The organism is Lysobacter yananisis (assembly GCF_031199375.1).
GTDB classification, from domain to species: Bacteria; Pseudomonadota; Gammaproteobacteria; order Xanthomonadales; family Xanthomonadaceae; genus Lysobacter; species Lysobacter yananisis.
In genome coordinates, this window is record NZ_CP133568.1 from 5,497,654 (window position 1) to 5,516,784 (window position 19,131).

Consider the following 19,131-nt stretch of genomic DNA (forward strand, 5'->3'; position numbering starts at 1 on the left):
TTCGCCAGCCGCTTCCGCTCACTCCTCACTCCTCTACGCTCACTTCTCGCCCCATGCCTATCCGCGCCATCCTCACCGACATCGAAGGCACCACCAGCAGCATTTCCTTCGTCAAGGACGTGCTGTTCCCTTACGCGCGCCGCGCCCTGCCGGGCTTCGTCGCCGCGCGCGGGCGCGAGCCGAACGTACGCAAGTGGCTGGACGCGGTAGCGATGGAGCACGGCGGCGTGTGCCAGGACTCGGTCATCGTCGAGGTGCTGCAGGGCTGGATCGACGAAGACCGCAAGCACACCGCGCTCAAGGCCCTGCAGGGCATGATCTGGGCCGACGGCTACAAGAGCGCCGACTTCACCTCGCACATGTACCCCGACGCCGCGCCGGCGCTGCGCCAGTGGAAGGACGCCGGCCTGCGCCTGTACGTCTATTCCTCCGGCAGCGTGCCCGCGCAGCGCCTGCTGTTCGGCCACAGCGACGCCGGCGACCTGACCGAGCTGTTCTCCGGCTTCTTCGACACCGAAGTCGGCGGCAAGCGCGAGGCGGCCAGCTACGAGCGCATCCGCGAGAGCATCGGCCTGGCGGGCGACGAGATCCTGTTCCTGTCCGACGTGGTCGAAGAACTCGACGCCGCGCGCGAGGCCGGCCTGGAGACCGTGCTGATCGACCGCCGCGAAGACTACCCGCAACCGCGCGAAGGCGACGCCACCCACGACCACCCGCGCGCGACCTCGTTCGACCAGATCGAGCTCTGACGCGCCGGCGCATGGGCTGTCTGTAGGAACGGCGCGAGCCGCGACCGCGAAAAGACAACCACGCCGCTGCTGCCATCGCGCGAGAAACCTGCGACCCGCGGTTGCCGGGCCCTGCGCAGGCCACCGCCGACTTCGTCGCAAATGCAGTGTCGCGGTCGCGGCTCGCGCCGCTCCTACAGGTAGCTCATGTAGGAGCGGCGCGAGCCGCGACTGCGAAAAGGCAACCACGCCGCGACTGCAATCGCGTGCGAGACCCGCAACGCTCGGTCATCGGGCGCTGAGCCAAACACCGCCGATCAAGCCACGCGGGTCTACAGCAGGCGGCTCAAGTTGCGGACCCGCACTTCATCGCGCTCCACGCCGTGCGCGTGCGCGGCCTGGCGACGGATGCGGTCCAGCAGTTCGGCCGGGTCGAAGTGTCCGGGCGCGTCCGGCGCATAGTCCAGCGTGGCCTGGCCCCAGACGATGAAACGCCCGCCGACCAGGATCTCGTAGTCGGCGAAGTAGCAGTAGTGCGTGTCCATGGCCGCGCCGGCTCAGGTGCCGACGTGGATGTCGTTGCCGCTTTCGGCGCAGCCCAGGTGCTCCAGCGCGATCGACAGCGCCAGGGTGTAGCTCTGCGCCGAATAGCCGTGGACCAGGCGCAGGCGACGGCCGCAGCCGGGCGCCAGGCTCGGCTCCAGCGCATTGGTGTCGTCGTCGTGGACTTCGATGTACGGCACCGTCAGCTGTTCCAGCGCGCCGCGCAGTTCCGCGCTGGCCGGCAGGCAGGCGCCCGGGTCGAGCAACAGCAGCTCGGCGTTGGCCGCGCGCATGTTGCGCAGGCATTCGACCAGTTCGCTCTCGCTGCGGCAGCTGCGCAGCGCCAGCGCCTTGCCGGCGCCGGCGGCGCGCTCGACCAGGGTCGCGCGCACTTCGCCGGCCAGCGGCGGGACCATCGAATCGACGGCGGCATCGGTGTGGGGGCCGCGCAGGATCAGGATCGACACGTTCGGACTCGCTGCGCACGCGGGACGGTGCGCCGTGGTCATCACTGTAGGAACGCGCGGCATAAAGGCGCTATGCGGCGCGACCGGCGGGCGCGTAAAGCGCGCGTCAATTCTCGTTGCGGGGACGGCGTATGGAGCGGCGGTCGGTGTCGTGTGGCGATCATTTCCGGCTGCCGCGGACTCGAATTCAAACTTGAATTCAAACTCGGACTCGGACTCGGACTCGGACACAGACTCGGGCACGGACACGCATGCGCATGTGGATACGGACAACGTCCCGCACTTCGGCTACGACACCCTCCCCCTCGTCATTCCGGCGAAAGCCGGAATCCATTTTGCTCTTGCCCAGCATCGCCAGCGGACAAGCGCATCGCTTGCGAGAATCGAACCAGCGCAACAGCAAAATGGATTCCGGCTTTCGCCGGAATGACGGAGCATGGAGATCGGGCGTACGGCCGAACGTCGCTTTCAACCGTGGATCTTCTCGCCCCGCACCAACATCTCCACCAGCTTCGCGATCCGCGCCGCGCGCGTTTCGGCCTTCTTCGCTGTGTGCACCCGCCACAGCACCGCGTAGCGATTGCCCGCGTCCAGTCCTTCGAAGAACTCGCGCGCCTTCGGCGACTTCGCCAACGCCGCGGCCAGGTCCTGCGGCACCTCGATCTTGCTCGACGACGCGTACGCCGCGGCCCAGCGCCCGTCGGCGCGGGCGGCGTCGATCTCGCGTTGCCCGCCCGGCCGCATGCGTCCCTGCGCGATCAGCGCCTCGCACTTGCCGATGTTGATCTGCGACCACAGGCTGCGCGGCCGCCGCGGCACGAAGCGCTGCAGGAAATAGACTTCGTCCAGGCTGCGCTTCTGTCCGTCGATCCAGCCGTGGCACAGCGCCACGTCCAGCGCCTGCGCGTAGTCGACGGTGACCGCGCCCTTGCCCTTCTTGGCGATCTTCAGCCACAAGCCGCGCTTGGCCGGCGGCGTTTCCAACCAGCGCTCGAATGCGGCCGCGTCGTCGAACGCGATCACCGGCAGGTCGTCGGCCGGCCCGGTCGGCTTGGCGCTCATGGCGCGGCGTCCAGCAGGCGGTAGGCGGTGCCCAGGCGCTGCTCGCCCTGCCAGGCGTCGAACGCCCGCACCTCGACCGCGTGCTCGCCGACGGCCAGGTCGGTCGGCAGCAGCGCGCTCCACAGGTGCGGGGTCGGCGTGGCGGTCGCGGAGCGGTCGTAAGCGCGCAGCTGCGCGGCCGCGTCGTCGCGCGCGTTCTCGGCCAGCAGCGCCGGATCGGGCTGAGCCACGCGGCGCATCGGCTTCCAATCGCCGCCGTCGATGCGGTACTCCACGCGGCTGTCGTCGCGGCCCATGAACACGTTGGCGTAGACATCGCGGATCGGATACGAGCCCTGGCGCAGCGCCTTGGGCGCATACAGCCGCAGGTAGTCGTTGGCGACCGCGGCCGTGCCGAGCGCGCGGCCCGCCGACGGCGCCGGGTGCCAGCTCAGCGCGTAGCCGGCATCGGCGCGCACGCGCAGGCGCGCGTAGCCGTTGGGCGTGCCGTCGCTCATGGTCGCGTCGGGCAGGCCCTGCGCGTCCTTGATCCCGGACCAGAACGCGCCGCAGGCCGCGCCGACGTTGTACTCGTGCAGCGGCGCGGCGCCGCGCCAGCCGCTGTCGCCATTGTGATAGACGTGGCGCTGGGCGTGGCTGTGGCCGCTGAGCACCAGCACGTGCGGGAACTCGCGCAGCAGGCCGAACAGGCGCTCGCGGTCGGCGTGGCGGAAGCTTTCCCGGCCCGGCGCGGCGTCGAACAGCGGGATGTGCATCGCCAGCACCAGCAACCGGCGCTTGTCGGCGGCGGCCAGGTAGGCTTCGAGGAACGCGAACTGGTCCGGCCGCAGCCCGCCGATGTACTCGGGCTTGGAGCCGGGCCGATAGACCACGTCGTCGAGCACCACGAAGTTCGCCTGCGCCTCTTCCCAGGCGTAGGTGTCGGGGCCGTAGACGTGGCGGTAGCTCAGCAGCGAGTCCTCGTCGTCCTTGGCGTCGAAGTCGAGATCGTGGTTGCCGGGCGCGTGCAGCCACGGCACGCCGAGGCTCGCGGTGACGGCGTTGATCCGCGGGTACAGCGACAAGTCGTCGTGGGTCAGGTCGCCCAGGGTCAGGCCGAGGTCGGCCAGCGGCGCGCGGCCTTTGCGCTGCGCCCGCAGCGGTTCGACGATGCTGCGGCGGTAGTAGCCGACGTCGGTCGCGCTCTTGGTCTGCGGGTCGGCGAACACCAGCACGTCGAGCTCGCCGCCGCGCGGCTTGCGCGGTTCGGGAATCAACGGGTAATCGCGGCAGGTCGGCGCGGCCTGCGGCATGCCGCCGTACTTCAGCGCCGGCCCCTCGCCGAGGGTCGTGTTGAGCCAGTAGTCCGGCAGGCCGCTGTCGGCGCGCGCGGCCAGGCGATAGCCGGCCGGCTTGATCACGAACTGGCTGCCGCGTTCGCGCAGCGGCAGGGTGTAGCGGCCCTGGGCGTCGGTCAGGACGATGCCGCGGCCGTCGGAGACGCGCTGGCCGGCCAATCCGGGCTCGCCCGGATCGCGGCGGCCGTTGCCGTTGCGGTCCTCGAACACCGTGCCGCCTTCGCACGGCGCGGGCAACGACTGGGCCAACGCCGACGGCATCGCGACGGACAGGGACAGGGCGAGCATGCAGACGCGCAGGCGCATGAAACGGTCTCCGGAACGAAGCCGGCATTATGCGGCGGGCGCGGGGGAGCCGCCCGGGCGGGGCTGGCGCAATCGGGTCGGTGGCTGTCCGCGATGAGGCGTCAGGGCGGCGCGGGCGTCGGCCGGTTTCGTCGTGGTCGCGTTGACGCGGTCGCGGCTTGCGCCGCTCCTACAGGGGGCTTCGGCTGCGGCATGGGCTAGCTGTAGGAGCGGCGCAAGCCGCGACCGCGCAACGGCAGCCGCGACGAAAACCGCAGCCGCGACAAGCTACTCGGCCGGCTTGAACCCGCGATGCGGCTTGCCGTGGCGCTGCTGCAGCACCGCCACCGCGTCGCTCAGCGACAGGCCGCGCGCGCGCAGCAGTACCTGCAGATGGAACAGCAGATCGGCCGCCTCGCCGGCCAACGCGGCCTCGTCCTGGGCCACCGCCGCCAGCGCGGTCTCCACGCCTTCCTCGCCGACCTTCTGCGCGATCGCGCGCACGCCGCGTTCGAACAGGCCGGTGGTGTAGCTGCCGGCCGGGCGTTCGCGCTCGCGGGTCGCGACCAGCGCGTCGAGTTCGGCGAGGAACGCCAGGCCGTCGCCGGGCGCGGAAGGGAAGCAGCTGTCGCGGCCGAGGTGGCAGGTCGGCCCGTGCGGCAGCGCGCGCACCAGCAAGGTGTCGCGGTCGCAGTCGGTCTCGATCGAGACCAGGTCGAGGAAGTGGCCCGAGCTCTCGCCCTTGGTCCACAGCCGTTGCTTGCTGCGACTGAAGAAGGTGACGTGGCCGCTGGCCAGGGTCGCGTCCAGCGCGGCGCGGTCCATGTAGCCGAGCATCAGCACGCGCAGGTTGGCCGCGTCCTGGACCACGGCCGGCAACAGGCCGTCCTGCTTGTCCCAGTCCAGCGCGTCGATCTGTTGCGGGCTCAGCGTCGCGTCCATCAGTGCAGCTCGCGCACCGGCACGCCCTGCCCGCTCAGCGCGCGCTTGAGCGCGGGAATGCGGATGCTGCCGGAGTGGAACACGCTCGCCGCCAGCGCCGCGTCGACGTCGGCCCGCAGGAACACGTCGCCGAAGTGTTCGATCGCGCCGGCGCCGCCGGAGGCGACCAGCGGCACCTCGCAGATCGCGCGCACCGCGCGCAGTTGCTCGATGTCGTAGCCGCTGCGCACGCCGTCGCTGCCCATGCAGTTGAGCACGATTTCGCCCGCGCCCAGGCGTTGCGCCTCGACCACCCAATCCAGCGTGCGCTTGGGCAAGGCCTGGGTGCGCGAAGGGTCGCCGGTGTATTGGCGCACCCGCCACTGGCCGTCGGGATCGCGCAGGCTGTCGATCCCGACCACCACGCACTGCACGCCGAATTCGGCGGCGATTTCGCTTATCAGCTCAGGCCGCTCCAGCGCGGGCGTGTTGATCGAGATCTTGTCCGCGCCGGCGTTGAGCACGCCGCGCGCGTCGGCGACCGAGCGGATGCCGCCGGCCACGCAGAACGGGATGTCGATCGCGCGCGAGACCCGCTCGACCCAATCGCGATCCACGCTGCGCCCCTGCGGGCTGGCGGCGATGTCGTAGAACACCAGCTCGTCGGCGCCTTCGTCGCGGTAGCGCAGCGCCAGTTCGACGATGTCGCCCATGTCGACGTGGTCGCGGAAGCGCACGCCCTTGACCACGCGTCCGTCGCGGACGTCGAGGCAGGGCACGATGCGGCGGCTCAGGAGCGTGGAGTTCAGCAACGGCGTACCTGCTTCAAGGCATCGGTGAGTTGGAAGCGGCCCTCGATCAGCGCCTTGCCGAGCACCGCGCCGGAACAGCCGATGCTGTCGGCGGCGACGATGTCGGCGATGTCGCGGATGCCGCCGGAGGCCTGCAGCTGCACGTCCGGCGCGATCTCGCGGATGTGCTTGTACAGGTCCAGGTTCGGCCCGGCCATGGTGCCGTCGCGGGAGACGTCGGTGCACAGCAGGTGGCGCAGGCCGGCCTGGGCGTAGCGCTCCAGCAACGGTTCCAGGCGCACGCCGCTGTCCTGGGTCCAGCCGGCGACCGGCAGTTCCCATTCGCCGCGCTCGTTCTGGCGCACGTCCAGGGCGATGGTGATGCGCTCGGAACCGAAGCGCTTGAGCCAGGCGATCACCAGGTCCGGGTCCTTGACCGCGAGCGAGCCGACCACGACCCGGTCGGCGCCGGCGTCGAGGATGGCTTCCACGTCGGCCTCGCTGCGCACGCCGCCGCCGGTCTGCACGCGCATCCAGCTGGAGGTGGTGATCGCGCGCAGCAGCGGCGCCAGGGTGTAGCCGCCGTAGCGCGCCGCGTCGAGGTCGATCAGGTGCAGCCACTTGGCGCCGGCCTCGGCGTAGCGCGTGGCCAGCGCCAGCGGTTCGGTCTCGTAGCGGGTTTCCTGGGCGTAGTCGCCCTGGTGCAGGCGCACGACGCGCCCGTCGCGAACGTCGATCGCGGGGTAGAGGGTGCTGTTGCCCATGTTCATGCCTCCAGCGCCAGGAAGTTGGCGAGCAGGCGCGAGCCGACCGCGGCCGAGCGCTCCGGGTGGAACTGGGCGCCGAAGCAGCGTCCGCGCCCGGCGACCGCGGTGAAGCGGCGGCCGTAGCTGGCGCTGGCCAGGGTGTCGGCGGTGACGGGGGCGGCGTAGCTGTGCACGAAATAGGCCTGGTCGCGCTCGCCGATGCCGGCCAGCAAACGCGCGCCGGCGTTCGATTCATGCTTCTGAAGGAGATTCCATCCCATATGAGGCACTCGTACTCCTGGTCCGGGGGGCAGCTTGGTGATACGGCCCGGAAGGAGCCCGAGGCATTCGACCTCGCCCTCCTCCGAGGACTCGTACAACAGCTGCATGCCCAGGCAGATCCCGAGCAGCGGCTGCTGCAAGCGGCGGATCGTGGCGACCAGGTCGAGTTCGCGCAGACGCGCCATCGCGGGGGCGGCGGCGCCCACGCCTGGCAGGATCACGCGATCGGCTGAGGCGATCGTTGCAGGGTCCGCGGTCAATACCGACCGCGCACCCAGCCGCTCCAATGCATAACGCACCGAGCCGATGTTCCCCCCACCCGAATCGACGACAGCTACAACCGTCATCACAGAACTCCCTTCGTACTCGGGAGTTCGCGCCCTTGACGGGCGATGGCCTGGCGCAGCGCGCGCGCGACGGCCTTGAAACAAGCCTCTATCTTGTGGTGATCGTTATCACCTTCCACGTTCAGGTTGAGATTGAGCCCGGCGGTTTCGCACAACGAGCGGAAGAAATGCGCCAGCAGTTCGGTCGGGAAGTCGCCGACCCTGTCGCGGGCGAAGCTGCCGGCGAAGACGAAGTACGGACGGCCGGAGAAATCCAGCGCGGCGCGCGCCAGAGTCTCGTCCATCGGCAGCACGAATTCGTGCGCTGGCGGCGCGGATCCGTCGCCGCCAGCGGCGCGCGGCTCGAACCCGTAGCGGCCGATGCCGCGCTTGTCGCCGAGCGCTTCGCGCAGCGCCTGCCCCAGCGCCAGCGCGCTGTCCTCGATGGTGTGGTGCTCGTCGATGTGCAGGTCGCCCTCGCAGCGCAGCTCCAGGGCGAAGCCGCCGTGCTTGCCGAGCTGCTCGAGCATGTGGTCGAAGAAGCCCAGGCCGGTCGCGACCTTGGGTTCGGCGGCGCGGTCCAGATCGACCTTCACCTCGATCCGGGTTTCCTTGGTGTTGCGCGCGACCCGCGCGGTGCGCGGACGATCGGCCAGGACGTGGGCGATGCCGGCCCAGTCCCACTCGCCGCCGAACTCGGCGGTGCGCAGCTGGAACGCGCGGATGCCGAGGTTGGCGGCGAAGCCGTTGTCGGTCTCGCGGTCGCCGACCATGGCCGAGCGTTCCCAGTCGATGCCGCGATCCTTCAGCAGCGGCAGCGCCAGGCCGATGCCGGGCTTGCGCGTGGGCAGGTTCTCGGCCGCGAAGCTGGTGTCGATCAGCACGTCGCGGAACGCGATGCCCTGGCTTTCGAACACCTGCATCATCAGCTGGTGCGGGCCGTCGAAGGCCCAGCGCGGGAACGACTCGGTGCCCAAGCCGTCCTGGTTGGTGACCATGACGAATTCATAGCCGGCGTCGCGCAGTTTCAGCAGCGCCGGGATCACCCCGCGCACGAAGCGCAGCTTGGCGTAGCTGTCGATCTGGAAGTCGGCCGGCTCCTCGATCAGGGTGCCGTCGCGGTCGACGAACAAGACCGGCTTGAGCGCGCTCATGCCGCCGCTCCGGTCGCGACCGCCGCCGACGCGCGCAAGGCGCGGCCCAGCACTTCGATCACCGCCGCGTTCTGCTCCGGCGTGCCCAGGCTGATGCGCAGCGCATCGTCCAGCCGCGGCGCGTGGCGGAAGTCGCGCACCACCACGCCGGCGTCGAGCAGGGCGTCGAGCGCGGCCTGGGCGTCGTCGAAGCGCAGCAGCAGGAAATTGGCCTGCGAGGGATACACCCGGCGCACGCCGGGCAGGCCCTGCAAGGCCTGGAACAACGTGTCGCGTTCGCACATGGCGGTGGCCACGCGCGCCTTGGTGGTATTGCCCGGCACCTCGCCGAGCGCGCGCAGGGTCAAGTTGACGCACGGCGTGGGCAGCGGATACGGCGCCTGGCAGCGCTGCAGCGCGGCGATCACCCCGGCGTCGGCGATGGTGCTGCCGATGCGCGCGGCGGCCAGCGCGTGGGCCTTGGACAGGGTGCGCAGCACCGCGACGTTGCGCCGGCGCCGCAACAGGCTCACCGCCGATTCGCCGTCGGCGAATTCGATGTAGGCCTCGTCGACCACGACGATGGCGCGGCCGCTCAGGCGCTGCGCCAACGCGTCGATCGACGCCAGCGGCAACAAGGTGCCGGAGGGATTACCCGGCGAACACACGAACACCAGCTTGGCCGCCTCGCGCTCGGCGGCTTCGGCCAACGCGTCGAAATCGCAGACGAAGCCTTCGGCGCAGTCGCGCAACGGCACCTCGACCACGCGCGCACCGTGCAGGCGCGCGCTGACCGCGTACATGCCGAAGGTCGGCGGCGCGATCACGATGGCGTCGCCGCCGGGGCGGCAGAACGCGCGCACCAGCAGGTCGATGCCCTCGTCGCTGCCGCGCCCGGCCAGCAACTGCTCCGGCGCGCAGCCGTACAGCCGCGCCAGCGCCTCGCGCAGCGCCGGCGGCTGCGGATCGGGATAGCGGCGCACCGCGCCGTCGCAGTCGGCCACGCTCGGCCAGGCCGCTTCGTTGGCGTTGAGCCAGACCCGGCCGCTGCGCTTGTCGCTGCGCGCCGACTTGTAGCCGGCGAAATCGCGCAGGTCTTCGCGCAACAGGTCGAGGGGATTGTCGTCGCGGGTCTGGGACATGGTCGGGCCGGTGATCCGTTGTGCTTGGTTCTGCAATCGTCCGGCGCCGGGCCGGACGGACTCGCTCAGGCGCGCTGCGCCGGGACCGCGGCGTCGGCGGCCAGCGCCGCCAGCCGCAACGCCACCGCCTCGCGGTGCGCGTCCAGCCCTTCGGCCTGCGCCAGCACCACCGCGCAGGGGCCGATTTCCTGCAGCCCGCGCGGCTGCACTTCCTGCACCGTGATCGCGACCTGGAAGCTGGCGACGTTGAGGCCGCCGGCGTAGCGCGCCGCGCCGCTGGTCGGCAGGACGTGGTTGGTGCCGCTGCAATAGTCGCCCAGCGCTTCCGGCGCCCAGTCGCCGAGGAACACCGAACCGGCGGCCTCGACCTGCGCCAGCCACGCGCGCGCGTCGCGCAGGGCCAGGATCAGGTGCTCGGGCGCGTAGCGGTTGCTGACCTGCATCGCGCTGGCGATGGAATCGACCTGGATCGAGCGCGACTTGGCCAGCGCCGCGCGCGCGGTGTCGGCGCGCGACAGCCGCGCCAGCTGGCGTTCGAGTTCGACATCGACCGCATCGAGCAGGGCCGCGTCGTCGCTGAGCAGGATCACCTGCGAGTCGGCGCCGTGCTCGGCCTGCGACAGCAGGTCGGCGGCGACGAAGTCGGCGCGCGCGCCGGCGTCGGCGATCACCAGCACTTCCGACGGCCCGGCCGGCATGTCGATGGCGGCGCCGCCTTCCAGCAGCGCGACCTGGCGCTTGGCTTCGGTGACGTAGGCGTTGCCCGGCCCGAACAGCTTGTCGCACTTGCCGATGCTGTCGCTGCCGAACGCCATCGCCGCGATCGCCTGGGCGCCGCCGACCTTGTAGACCTTGCCGATGCCGCAACGCCGCGCCGCGTACAGCACCGCCGGGTCGGCGCTGCCGTCCTTGCGCGGCGGCGTGCACAGCACCACTTCGCGGCAGCCGGCCAGCCGCGCCGGCACGCCGAGCATCAACGCGGTCGAGGGCAGCGGCGCGGAACCGGCCGGCACGTACAGGCCGACCCGCGGGATCGGCCGCAGCACGCGCTCGCAGCGCACGCCCTCGGCGGTGTCCAGGGCGTAGGCCGGGGTCATGCCGGCGGCGTGGAAGCGTTCGATCCGGCGCGCGGCCTCGTCGATCGCGGCGCGCAGTTGCGCGCTCAACGCGGCGTCGGCGGCTTCGAATTCGGCCTGGCCGACGGCGAAAGATTCCAGCGCGACGCCGTCGAAGCGCTGGCCGAAGCGGCGCAGCGCGGCGTCGCCGTCGGCGCGCACCTCGGCCAGGATCGCGGCGACCGCGTCGGCGGTGGCCTGGCGGGTTTCCTGGGCCGGACGGCGCAGCGCCTGCGCGCGCGCGTCGGCGCTCAACGCGCCCCACTGGTAGCGCTGCATCGCAGCGGCGGTCGCGGGGAGGTTCATGCCAGCATCCCTTCCACCGGCAGCACCATCAGCCCGCGCGCGCCGGCGCGCTTGAGTTCCTCCAGCCGCTGCCAGGTCACCGCGCCGTGGCACAGCGCCTGCAAGGCGACGTCGTCGCCGTCGTCCAGGCGCATCACCGTGGGCTGTTCGGCGTCGGGCAGCAGCGGCAGCAATTCGCTCAGCAGCCCGCGCGGCGCCTGGAACATCAGCAGCTTGCTGTTGCGTACGCGCAGCGCGCCGTCGAGCCGGCGCAGCAGCAGGTCGGCGAGTTCGCCGCGCACGTCGTCGAAGCGGTCGACCGGCCCGGCCAGCACCGCCTCGCTCTCGACCAGCGTCTGCACCGCCTTGAGCTGGTTGGCCGACAGCGTGGCGCCGCTGGAGACGAGGTCGCAGATCGCCTCGGCCTGGCCCAGGCGCGGGGCGATCTCCACCGAACCCGACAGCAGCACCACCTGCGCGTCCACGCCCTGCTGCGCCAGCCACTGCGTCAGCAGCGCCGGATAGCTGGTGGCGATGCGCTTGCCGGCCAGGTCCTGCGGGCCCTGCCATTGCCAGGCGTCGGGCACGGCGATGGCCAGGCGGCAGCCGCCGAAACCGAGCGCGCGCCACTCGCGGAACGCCGCCGCGCGGCCGTTGCCGCGGCGGTCGCCGTCCTGTTCCAGCAGTACATTGCGGCCGACCACGCCGAGGTCGCAGACGCCGTCGGCGATCAGTCCGGGGATGTCGTCGTCGCGCACCAGCAGCAGGTCCACCGGCAGGGTTTCGCCGTAGCAGAACAGGCGGTCGCGGCTCTCGCGCCAGCTCAGGCCGCAGGCGGCGAGCAGCTGCCGGGCCGGGTCGGCGAGGCGGCCGGACTTCTGGATCGCGATGCGCAGGCGGTCGCGCACGGCGGCACTGGCGGGAGGGCTCATGGACTCGGTCTCGGGGGAAGGCGTGGGCGGTGCGGGCCGGCGGACGCCGGCGGCGGCGGATGCAGCGGCCGTCAGCGATGTCGCGGACCGCGGCGCTGCAGGGCCGCGGCGTAGCCGCCGGCGCCGCGCTCGAGCACGCGCGCGACCCGGCCGATGGTGGTCACGCTGACCTGGGTGCGCTCGTGGATCTCGCGGTACGGCACGCCCTCGTCGAGCAACGGCACCACCCGCCAGCGGTCGCTCATCGCTTCCAGTTCGGCCGGGGTGCACAGGTCTTCGAGGAAGGCGCGCACCTGCTCCGGCGCGCGCAACGCGGACAGGGCCGCGGCGAGTTCGCCGAGGGCGTCTTCGGTGGCTTCGACGGTGGCGACGGCGCGGCGCTTCATGGGCGGGGTTCGGATCCGGGGTTGCGGTTGCGCGAGGCTGCGCGGGAAACAGGGAACCGAACCGGTTGCGGCCGGTCCGGCGCGCGGACCGCCTCGAAGGCCGACCCAGCGCACTAATGTGCTAACGCGTTAATACATTAGACCGGGCAGCGGCCGCGCGTCAAGCCGTCCGGCCCGTCGCGGTAATTGCGTTAAGACCTCAGGCACGCCTCGCGCGCCTGTCGCGCCGGCGCCCCGCTTCTCCCCTGCCCGGCGCAACGATGAGTGCCGGCTCCCGGTCAAGGACGCCCCGGCCCAGCACGATGAATACGCCCCCTGCCCGTTCCGTGCGCCGCCCGCCGTCATTCCAGACACCGCTGCGCCGGCCGTCCCCTTGGCGGCCGCTGCCATGGCTGTTGCTGCTGGCGCTGCTGCTGGCCGGCTGGAGCCCCCTCGCCGCCGCGCAACGTCCGCTCGAACTCGGCCGCCAGGACGGCGAAACGGCGCTGGCGCCGTTCACCGCCTACCACCACGATCCCGACGGCCGCCTCGACCTCGCCGGCGCCGAACGCGCGCTGGCCGCGGGCGGCTTCCGGCCGCTGCCCGGCGGCAACAGCTCGTTCGGCTTCCAGCGCGGCGCCTACTGGTTCCACATCGCCGCGCGCAACGCCGACGCCGACACCCCGCGCTGGCTGCTGGTGCAGGGCTTCGCCCTGAGCGACCGCCTCGACGTCTACACCGTCGCCCACGGCACCGACGGCGCGCGCGTGCGCCACCAGGCCGGCGGCGACAGCCTGCCGTTCGCGGCGCGCGCGATCCGCTACCGCCATCCGAACTTCTGGATCGACCTGCCGGCCGGCCAGCGCGTGGACCTGTTCGTGCGCGTGCAAAGCCAGAGCTCGATGCAGGTGCCGCTGACCCTGTACTCGCCCAGCGCGTTCACCGGACTGGCGCGCGACGCGCAACTGGGCATCGGCCTGTACTACGGCATCCTGCTGGCGCTGTTCTTCTACAACCTGGTGCTGTGGCTGAGCCTGCGCGATTCGAGCTACTTCTGGTATCTGTTCCACATCTGCGCGTTCGGCCTGGTGCTGCTGACCCTCAACGGCCTGGGTTTCGAATACCTGTGGCCGCGCTCGCCGTGGCTGGCCGACCACTCGGTGCCGCTGTCGATCTGCCTGGCGCAGGTGGGCATGCAACAGTTCGCGCGCACCTTCCTCGGCCTGGCGCAACGCTGGCGCTTCGGCGACCGGGTCGGCCTGGGCATGATCGGGTTCTTCGTGCTGCTGGGATTGATCGCGACCCAGGCGCCCTACCGCATCGTCACCCCGATCGCCTCGGCCGCGGTGTTCGTCTCCATCGCCTGGATCGCGGTAGCGACCGTGGTGGTGCTGCGCCGCGGCTACAAGCCGGCGCGGCTGTTCCTGCTGGCGTGGTCGGCGTTCCTGCTCGGCACCGGCATGTTCGCGGCGATCGCCTTCGACCTGCTGCCGAAGGTGTTCATCACCGAATACGGCGTGCAGATCGGCTCGGCCCTGGAGATGCTGCTGCTGTCGGTGGCGCTGGGTTACCGCTACGCCTCGCTGCGCAACGAGAACGAACGGATCGTGCGCGAGGCCAAGGAGCAGCTCGAACACAAGGTCGAGCAGCGCACCGGCGAGCTGCGCACCGCGCTGGCGCAGTTGGAGAAAGCCCACGACCGCCTGCGCGAGACCGCCCAGCGCGACGGCCTGACCGGCCTGCACAACCGCAGCCACTTCCGCGAGGCGTTCGAATCGTTGCTGCACCGCGCGCGCCGCCAGCGCCGGCCGCTGGCGCTGATGATGATCGACCTGGACCACTTCAAGCAGATCAACGACCACCACGGTCATCTGGTCGGCGACGAATGCCTGCGCTGGGCGGCCGGCCTGATTTCGCAGACGCTGGCTCCGCACCACGCGCTGCTGGCGCGTTTCGGCGGCGAGGAATTCGTCGCGGTGCTGCCCGACCACGACCTCGACGCCGGCTCGCGCGTAGCCGAAGCCCTGCGCCTGCGCCTGCGCGCGCAGCCCTGCCCCAGCCGCAGCCACGACATCCCGGTCACCGCCAGCATCGGCGTGCACGAGATCGCGCCGGATTCGGACCTCGGCGTCGAGGCGGCGCTGCAGTTCGCCGATCAGGCGCTGTACCTGGCCAAGGCCGGCGGACGCGATTGCGTGCGGCTTTGGGGCGCGGCGGCGTGAGCGCTACGACTTAGGCCCGGCGCCGCGGGCGCGGCTCAGGCCGGCGGCGCGTACATCACGTCAGAGCGCAGCGCGTACTTCGCGCCCTGCTCCACCGCCGAGCCTTCGTGCCAGGTGTCGTGCACGAACAGCAGCGCATCGCCGGTGCGCGGCGCGACCCGGAAACCGCGGAACGCGGTGTCGCCGCCGGTGAAGCCGTCGTTGAGGTAGACCAGCAGGGTCAGCTTGCTCAGCCGGCCGTCTTCGCTCCACGGCCCGTCCTTGTGCATGCGGAAGCGCTGGCCGGGGCCGTACTTGTAGAAGCGCAGCGCGTGCGGCAGGCCGCAGGCGGTTTCGCCGTCGAGCGCGGGCAGGCCGGCCTGTTGCAGACGCTGCCACAGCCGTTCGACCCACGGCGGCGATTCGAACACCACGCGCTCGTTGTTGCGCACGTGGGCCATCGATTTCTGCCCGCCGTCGGCAGTGCGCACGCCGGCGGGTTCGAAGCCGCGGGCTTCGGCCAGGGCGATCAGCGCTTCGCATTCGGCGGGCGACAGCAGGCCGGCGACGGTGAAGACGGTCTCGGTGTGGTGGATCGTTTGCATGGCGGCGGTCCTTGGCCTTGGACTGGCATGTCGCTCTTGTGGGAGGGACTTCAGTCCCGACGCTCTTGTGCCAGATCGCGGCGACCGGAGCGAACAGCGTCGGGACTGAAGTCCCTCCCACAACAGAAGCCCCTCCCACAACAGCGGCCGCCTCGCTTGCACGGCCGATCCTGCGAGCGCGCGCCCTCTCCCGCGAACGGGAGAGGGCGCGGACGACTCAATGCTGCATCTCGGCCCGCACCGCCGACAGCACGCTGCCGTCGCGCACCAGTTGCACCGCGGCGGCGACTTCGCCGTCGAGCGCGCGGTCGTGGTCGAGGAACGCGATCGATTCGCGCAGCTTGGCGTGGGCGATGGCGACCGCGCGGCCCGGACGGAATTCCTCGGCGGCCGACAGCTCCGCGCGCAGGCCTTCGACTTCGGCCAGGAACTCGGCGTGGTCGGCCGCGCCGGCGACCGGGCCGCCGGCGACCTTGACCGCCAGCGTCGCGGCGTCGGCGCGGTCGGCCAGATCGCGCGCGGCGTTGATCATGTCGCGACGCAGGTCCAGCGCCTGGGCGGCGGTGTACAGCTCCAGCGCCAGCACCTTGCCCAGGTCGTCGGCCATCGCCAGCACGTGGCGCGCCTCGTTGGCGCCCATCGAGACGTGGTCTTCGGCGTTGGCGCTGGTCGGAATCGAATACACCGAGGCCGGATGCGCACGGCTGGACAGGTCGTTGACGATGGCCGCGGCGGTGTACTGCACGATCATGTGGCCCGACTCGGTCGCGTCCTCGTTGCCGATCAGGAACCCCGGCAGGCCGTCGTTGGTGGCCGGGTCGACCAGCTTGTTGAGGCGGCGCTCGGAGATGCTCGCCAGCACCGGGATCGCGGCCTTGACGTAGCTCATCGCCAGCGCCAGCGGCATGCCGTGGAAGTGGCCGGCGGAGATCACCTGCTGCTCGACGTGCTCGGCCTGCGCGTCGGGGAACACGATCGGGTTGTCGGTCAGCGAGTTGAGCTCGATCTCCAGCACCCGCGCGGCCTGGGCGATGGCGTCGCGGACCGCGCCGTGCACCTGCGGGATGCAGCGCAGCGAATAGCTGTCCTGCGGCTGGTGCTTCTTGCCGCCGCGGAACGGACGGAAACGGGTGTAGAACTTCTCGCGGCCGTGGCGCTGGCCGAACGGCACCCAATCCCAGCCGATGTCGAAGCTCAGCTGCTGCGCGGCTTCGGTGTCCCAGCTCTGCGGCAGCCACGGGCGGAAGCGCGGCACCAGGTGGTACGGAATGTCGGCCAGGGTCGAGCCGTCGAGCAGCGTGCGCAGGTTCTGCGCCACCTTGACCTGGCCCGGATGCGGGCGCAGCGCATGCACTTCCGGCGCGAACGCGCCGAGGCGCCCGGCGAAGGCGTCGATGGTCATCGCCGCGGCGAGGTCGGCGGTGTCGAGCAGGTCTTCGAGCTTGCTCAGCGCCAGCACGCCGCAGGCCAGCATCTGCGCGGTGCCGTTGTTGAGCGCCAGGCCTTCCTTGTACGACAGCTTCACCGGCGCAAGGCCGGCGCGCTCCAGCGCCTGCGCGCCCGGCATGCGCTCGCCTTCATAGAACGCTTCGCCGCCGCCCAGCAGCACGATGGCCAAGTGCGACAGCGGCGCCAGGTCGCCGCTGGCGCCGACCGAGCCCAGCTGCGGCACCACCGGCACGATCCCGGCGTTGAGCAGATCGGTCAGCGCCTGCAGGGTCTGCACGCGGATGCCCGAGTGGCCGCGCATCAGGGTGTTGACGCGGATGCACAGCATCGCGCGCACGATCTCCGGCGCGAACGCCTCGCCCACGCACACCGCATGGGTGACGATGAGGTTGCGCTGCAGCTCTTCGTGCAGGGTTTCCTGCGAACGCTTGGCGCCCGGCAGCTGGTCGCGCAGGTGATGCGCGCCGAGCAGGCGGTCGGCGTTGCTGCCGAAACCGGTGGACACGCCGTAGATGGGCTCTTCGCGGCGCACCTGCTCGGCCAGGAAGTCGGCCGCGCGCGCCACCGCCGGGAGCTGTTCGGCGGACAGTTCGACCTGCGCGCCGTAGGCCACGGCGACGAGCTGGGACCGCGTCAGCGAGCGGCCGTCGAGTCGGATCTTGTTCAAAGCTGGGGTTCTCCGCATCGCACCCTGGCGATCATCTGCGCGGCGCCGGCGGATCGGCGGCGCGCATACTCGGGAGTCGGTGCGTCAGACAAAAGGAAACCGCGGTCCGCACGGACCGCGGCGTGGGTGTCGGCTTGCGCCGATGCTGCAGCCGGCGCCGGACGATGCCGGCGCGGCGAATGCCGGCGATGCGGCGCGTTCGGCGCCGCCCCGCCTTGCGCGCGCGCCGCCGGCCGCGCGCGCGATGCGCGCCCGCGGCCGACGCGACGGGCGCGCGCCAGGATCACTTCATGACCCGCGACTGTTCCAGCTCGACCCGCAACGTGCGCGCGAGCTCGCCGCGCGCGACCTCAAACTGGTCTTCGCGGCGCAGGTCCTTGACCGTGGCGGTGCCCTTGGCGATCTCGTTCTCGCCCAGCACCACCACGAAGCGGATGCCGGCGCGGTCGGCGTACTTGAACTGCTTGCCGAGCTTGGACGGCTCCATCACCACTTCGGTGTTGAGCCCGCCGGCGCGCAGTTCGCTGGCCAGCGCCAGGCATTGCGGCAGCTGCGCGTCGTCCATCTGGGTGATCAGCACCTGCACGCTGCTGTCGGCGGTGCTGACCAACTTGGCCTCCTGCAGCTGCCAGAACAAGCGGGTCAAGCCGATGGAGATGCCCACGCCGGGCAATTTCGACTTGGTGTAGTGGCTGGCCAAGTCCTCGTAACGGCCGCCCGAGCAGATCGAACCCAGCTGCGGGTAATCGTTGAGCGTGGTCTCGTAGACCGTGCCGGTGTAGTAGTCCAGGCCGCGGGCGATGGAGAAGTTGAGCGCGTAGTTGGCCTCCGGCACGCCCAGCGCGCGGATCAGTTCCAGCACCTCGCGCAGCTCGGCCACGCCCTGGCGCAGCGAGTCGTTGCCCTCGCCCAGCGCGGCCAACTTGGCCAGCGCATCGGCGTGCGAGGTCGAGCGCGTCTCGACGAAGGCCAGGATGGTCGCCACCGCCTGCGCCGACAGGCCGAAGCCTTCGCCGGTCAGGGTCTCGCGCACGTAGTCGGCGCCGCGCTTGTCGAGCTTGTCGACCTCGCGCAGCACCAGCGCCTGCAGCTCGCCGTCGGCCACGCCCTGGGCCTCGAAGAAGCCGCGCAGCAGCTTGCGGTTGTTGAGCTGGATGGTGAAGGCGCCGATGTCGAGCTCGGAGAACACCGCATAGATGCAGGCCGGCAGCTCGGCGTCGTAGCGCACGCTGAGGCTGTCCTTGCCGATCACGTCGATGTCGCACTGGTAGAACTCGCGGTAGCGGCCGCGCTGCTGGCGCTCGCCGCGGTAGACGCGCTGCATCTGGTAGCGGCGGAACGGGAACGCCAGCTCGGCCTCGTGCTCGGCCACGTAGCGCGCCAGCGGCACGGTCAGGTCGAAGCGCAGCGCCAGCTCGGGCACGGCGCGGCCGTCCTGCGCGCTCTTCTCGCGCGAACCGGTCGACTCGACGAAGTACACCTGGCGCTCGGTCTCGCCGCCGGACTTGGTCAGCAGCACCTCGGTCAGCTCCATCACCGGCGTTTCCACCGGCAGGAAGCCGAAGCGTTCGAAATTGCGGCGGATCGTGTCGAGCATGCGCTGGAACGCGATCTGGTCACGGGGCAGCAGCTCCATGACCCCGGGCGGGGTGCGAGGCTTGATCAAGTCAGACTCCGAATTACTGCGATGGCGCGAGAAGGGCGGCCCGGATCGGCGCCGGCGCGCGCTGCACCAGCGCGCGCGGCGGG

At 71.1% G+C, this 19,131-nt stretch carries 18 protein-coding genes and 1 pseudogene; 2 read left to right on the plus strand and 17 right to left on the minus strand.

The features are described from left to right. Positions 1–53: 53 nt before the first annotated feature. Complete coding sequence (gene mtnC / locus RDV84_RS22530; RefSeq protein WP_309151680.1) at positions 54–749, plus strand: acireductone synthase; 696 nt, start codon at positions 54–56, stop codon at positions 747–749. Between the two features lie 311 nt (positions 750–1,060). On the opposite strand, the gene RDV84_RS22535 is transcribed toward mtnC, so the two are convergent. The 13 genes from RDV84_RS22535 to RDV84_RS22595 all read right to left on the minus strand — a co-directional run bounded on the left by RDV84_RS22535 (position 1,061) and on the right by RDV84_RS22595 (position 12,481). Then, on the minus strand, positions 1,061–1,273 hold the full coding sequence (locus RDV84_RS22535) for a hypothetical protein (RefSeq protein ID WP_057947136.1): 213 nt from the start codon (positions 1,271–1,273) through the stop codon (positions 1,061–1,063). A gap of 12 nt (positions 1,274–1,285) precedes the next feature. Continuing rightward, complete coding sequence (locus RDV84_RS22540) at positions 1,286–1,738, minus strand: type II 3-dehydroquinate dehydratase (RefSeq protein WP_078998019.1); 453 nt, start codon at positions 1,736–1,738, stop codon at positions 1,286–1,288. A 468-nt stretch (positions 1,739–2,206) separates the two neighbouring features. Then, positions 2,207–2,800 (minus strand): YdeI/OmpD-associated family protein, encoded by a 594-nt coding sequence (locus tag RDV84_RS22545; RefSeq protein ID WP_309151681.1) that lies wholly within the window; start codon positions 2,798–2,800, stop codon positions 2,207–2,209. Then, entirely contained in the window at positions 2,797–4,443 is a 1,647-nt protein-coding gene (locus tag RDV84_RS22550) for a calcineurin-like phosphoesterase C-terminal domain-containing protein (RefSeq protein ID WP_309151682.1), read from the minus strand. The genes RDV84_RS22545 and RDV84_RS22550 overlap by 4 nt, the downstream gene beginning before the upstream one ends. Positions 4,444–4,710: 267 nt before the next feature. After that, positions 4,711–5,364, minus strand: a complete 654-nt coding sequence (gene hisIE, locus RDV84_RS22555; protein ID WP_309151684.1) for a bifunctional phosphoribosyl-AMP cyclohydrolase/phosphoribosyl-ATP diphosphatase HisIE — start codon at positions 5,362–5,364, stop codon at positions 4,711–4,713. Further along, entirely contained in the window at positions 5,364–6,155 is a 792-nt protein-coding gene (hisF, locus tag RDV84_RS22560; RefSeq protein ID WP_231783974.1) for an imidazole glycerol phosphate synthase subunit HisF, read from the minus strand. Before hisF ends, hisIE begins: the two co-directional genes overlap by 1 nt. Continuing rightward, on the minus strand, positions 6,149–6,898 hold the full coding sequence (hisA, locus tag RDV84_RS22565) for a 1-(5-phosphoribosyl)-5-[(5-phosphoribosylamino)methylideneamino]imidazole-4-carboxamide isomerase (RefSeq protein WP_057947131.1): 750 nt from the start codon (positions 6,896–6,898) through the stop codon (positions 6,149–6,151). The genes hisF and hisA overlap by 7 nt, the downstream gene beginning before the upstream one ends. 2 nt (positions 6,899–6,900) lie before the next feature. Then, the gene (gene hisH / locus RDV84_RS22570) at positions 6,901–7,509 is read right to left on the minus strand and encodes an imidazole glycerol phosphate synthase subunit HisH (protein WP_309151685.1); all 609 of its coding nucleotides are present in this window, start codon (positions 7,507–7,509) and stop codon (positions 6,901–6,903) included. Beyond that, the gene (hisB, locus tag RDV84_RS22575; RefSeq protein ID WP_057947129.1) at positions 7,509–8,642 is read right to left on the minus strand and encodes a bifunctional histidinol-phosphatase/imidazoleglycerol-phosphate dehydratase HisB; all 1,134 of its coding nucleotides are present in this window, start codon (positions 8,640–8,642) and stop codon (positions 7,509–7,511) included. The genes hisH and hisB overlap by 1 nt, the downstream gene beginning before the upstream one ends. Then, positions 8,639–9,763, minus strand: a complete 1,125-nt coding sequence (hisC, locus tag RDV84_RS22580; RefSeq protein ID WP_309151686.1) for a histidinol-phosphate transaminase — start codon at positions 9,761–9,763, stop codon at positions 8,639–8,641. Before hisC ends, hisB begins: the two co-directional genes overlap by 4 nt. Before the next feature lie 65 nt (positions 9,764–9,828). After that, positions 9,829–11,157 carry a histidinol dehydrogenase gene (gene hisD / locus RDV84_RS22585; protein WP_309153766.1) on the minus strand — a complete coding sequence of 443 codons (1,329 nt, stop codon included), beginning with the start codon at positions 11,155–11,157 and terminating at the stop codon, positions 9,829–9,831. A 23-nt stretch (positions 11,158–11,180) separates the two neighbouring features. Beyond that, positions 11,181–12,095, minus strand: coding sequence for an ATP phosphoribosyltransferase (gene hisG / locus RDV84_RS22590; protein ID WP_309151687.1), 915 nt, complete (start codon positions 12,093–12,095; stop codon positions 11,181–11,183). 71 nt (positions 12,096–12,166) lie between these two features. Then, the gene (locus RDV84_RS22595) at positions 12,167–12,481 is read right to left on the minus strand and encodes a YerC/YecD family TrpR-related protein (protein ID WP_057947126.1); all 315 of its coding nucleotides are present in this window, start codon (positions 12,479–12,481) and stop codon (positions 12,167–12,169) included. Positions 12,482–12,783: 302 nt separating this feature from the next. Here RDV84_RS22595 and RDV84_RS22600 point away from each other — a divergent pair, with 302 nt between their 5' ends. Continuing rightward, positions 12,784–14,682 carry a sensor domain-containing diguanylate cyclase gene (locus RDV84_RS22600; RefSeq protein WP_309151688.1) on the plus strand — a complete coding sequence of 633 codons (1,899 nt, stop codon included), beginning with the start codon at positions 12,784–12,786 and terminating at the stop codon, positions 14,680–14,682. Positions 14,683–14,717: 35 nt separating this feature from the next. Here the strand turns inward: RDV84_RS22600 and RDV84_RS22605 are convergent, their stop codons facing one another. The 4 genes and pseudogenes from RDV84_RS22605 to hisS form a co-directional block, all read right to left on the minus strand. Then, entirely contained in the window at positions 14,718–15,266 is a 549-nt protein-coding gene (locus RDV84_RS22605; RefSeq protein WP_309151689.1) for a prolyl hydroxylase family protein, read from the minus strand. 43 nt (positions 15,267–15,309) lie between these two features. Further along, positions 15,310–15,405, minus strand: a pseudogene (locus tag RDV84_RS27055) (DUF6053 domain-containing protein); the annotation flags it as partial. A 78-nt stretch (positions 15,406–15,483) separates the two neighbouring features. Beyond that, positions 15,484–17,382 carry an HAL/PAL/TAL family ammonia-lyase gene (locus RDV84_RS22610; RefSeq protein ID WP_425606197.1) on the minus strand — a complete coding sequence of 633 codons (1,899 nt, stop codon included), beginning with the start codon at positions 17,380–17,382 and terminating at the stop codon, positions 15,484–15,486. Between the two features lie 283 nt (positions 17,383–17,665). Then, entirely contained in the window at positions 17,666–19,048 is a 1,383-nt protein-coding gene (hisS, locus tag RDV84_RS22615) for a histidine--tRNA ligase (protein WP_309151691.1), read from the minus strand. Positions 19,049–19,131 lie beyond the last annotated feature (83 nt).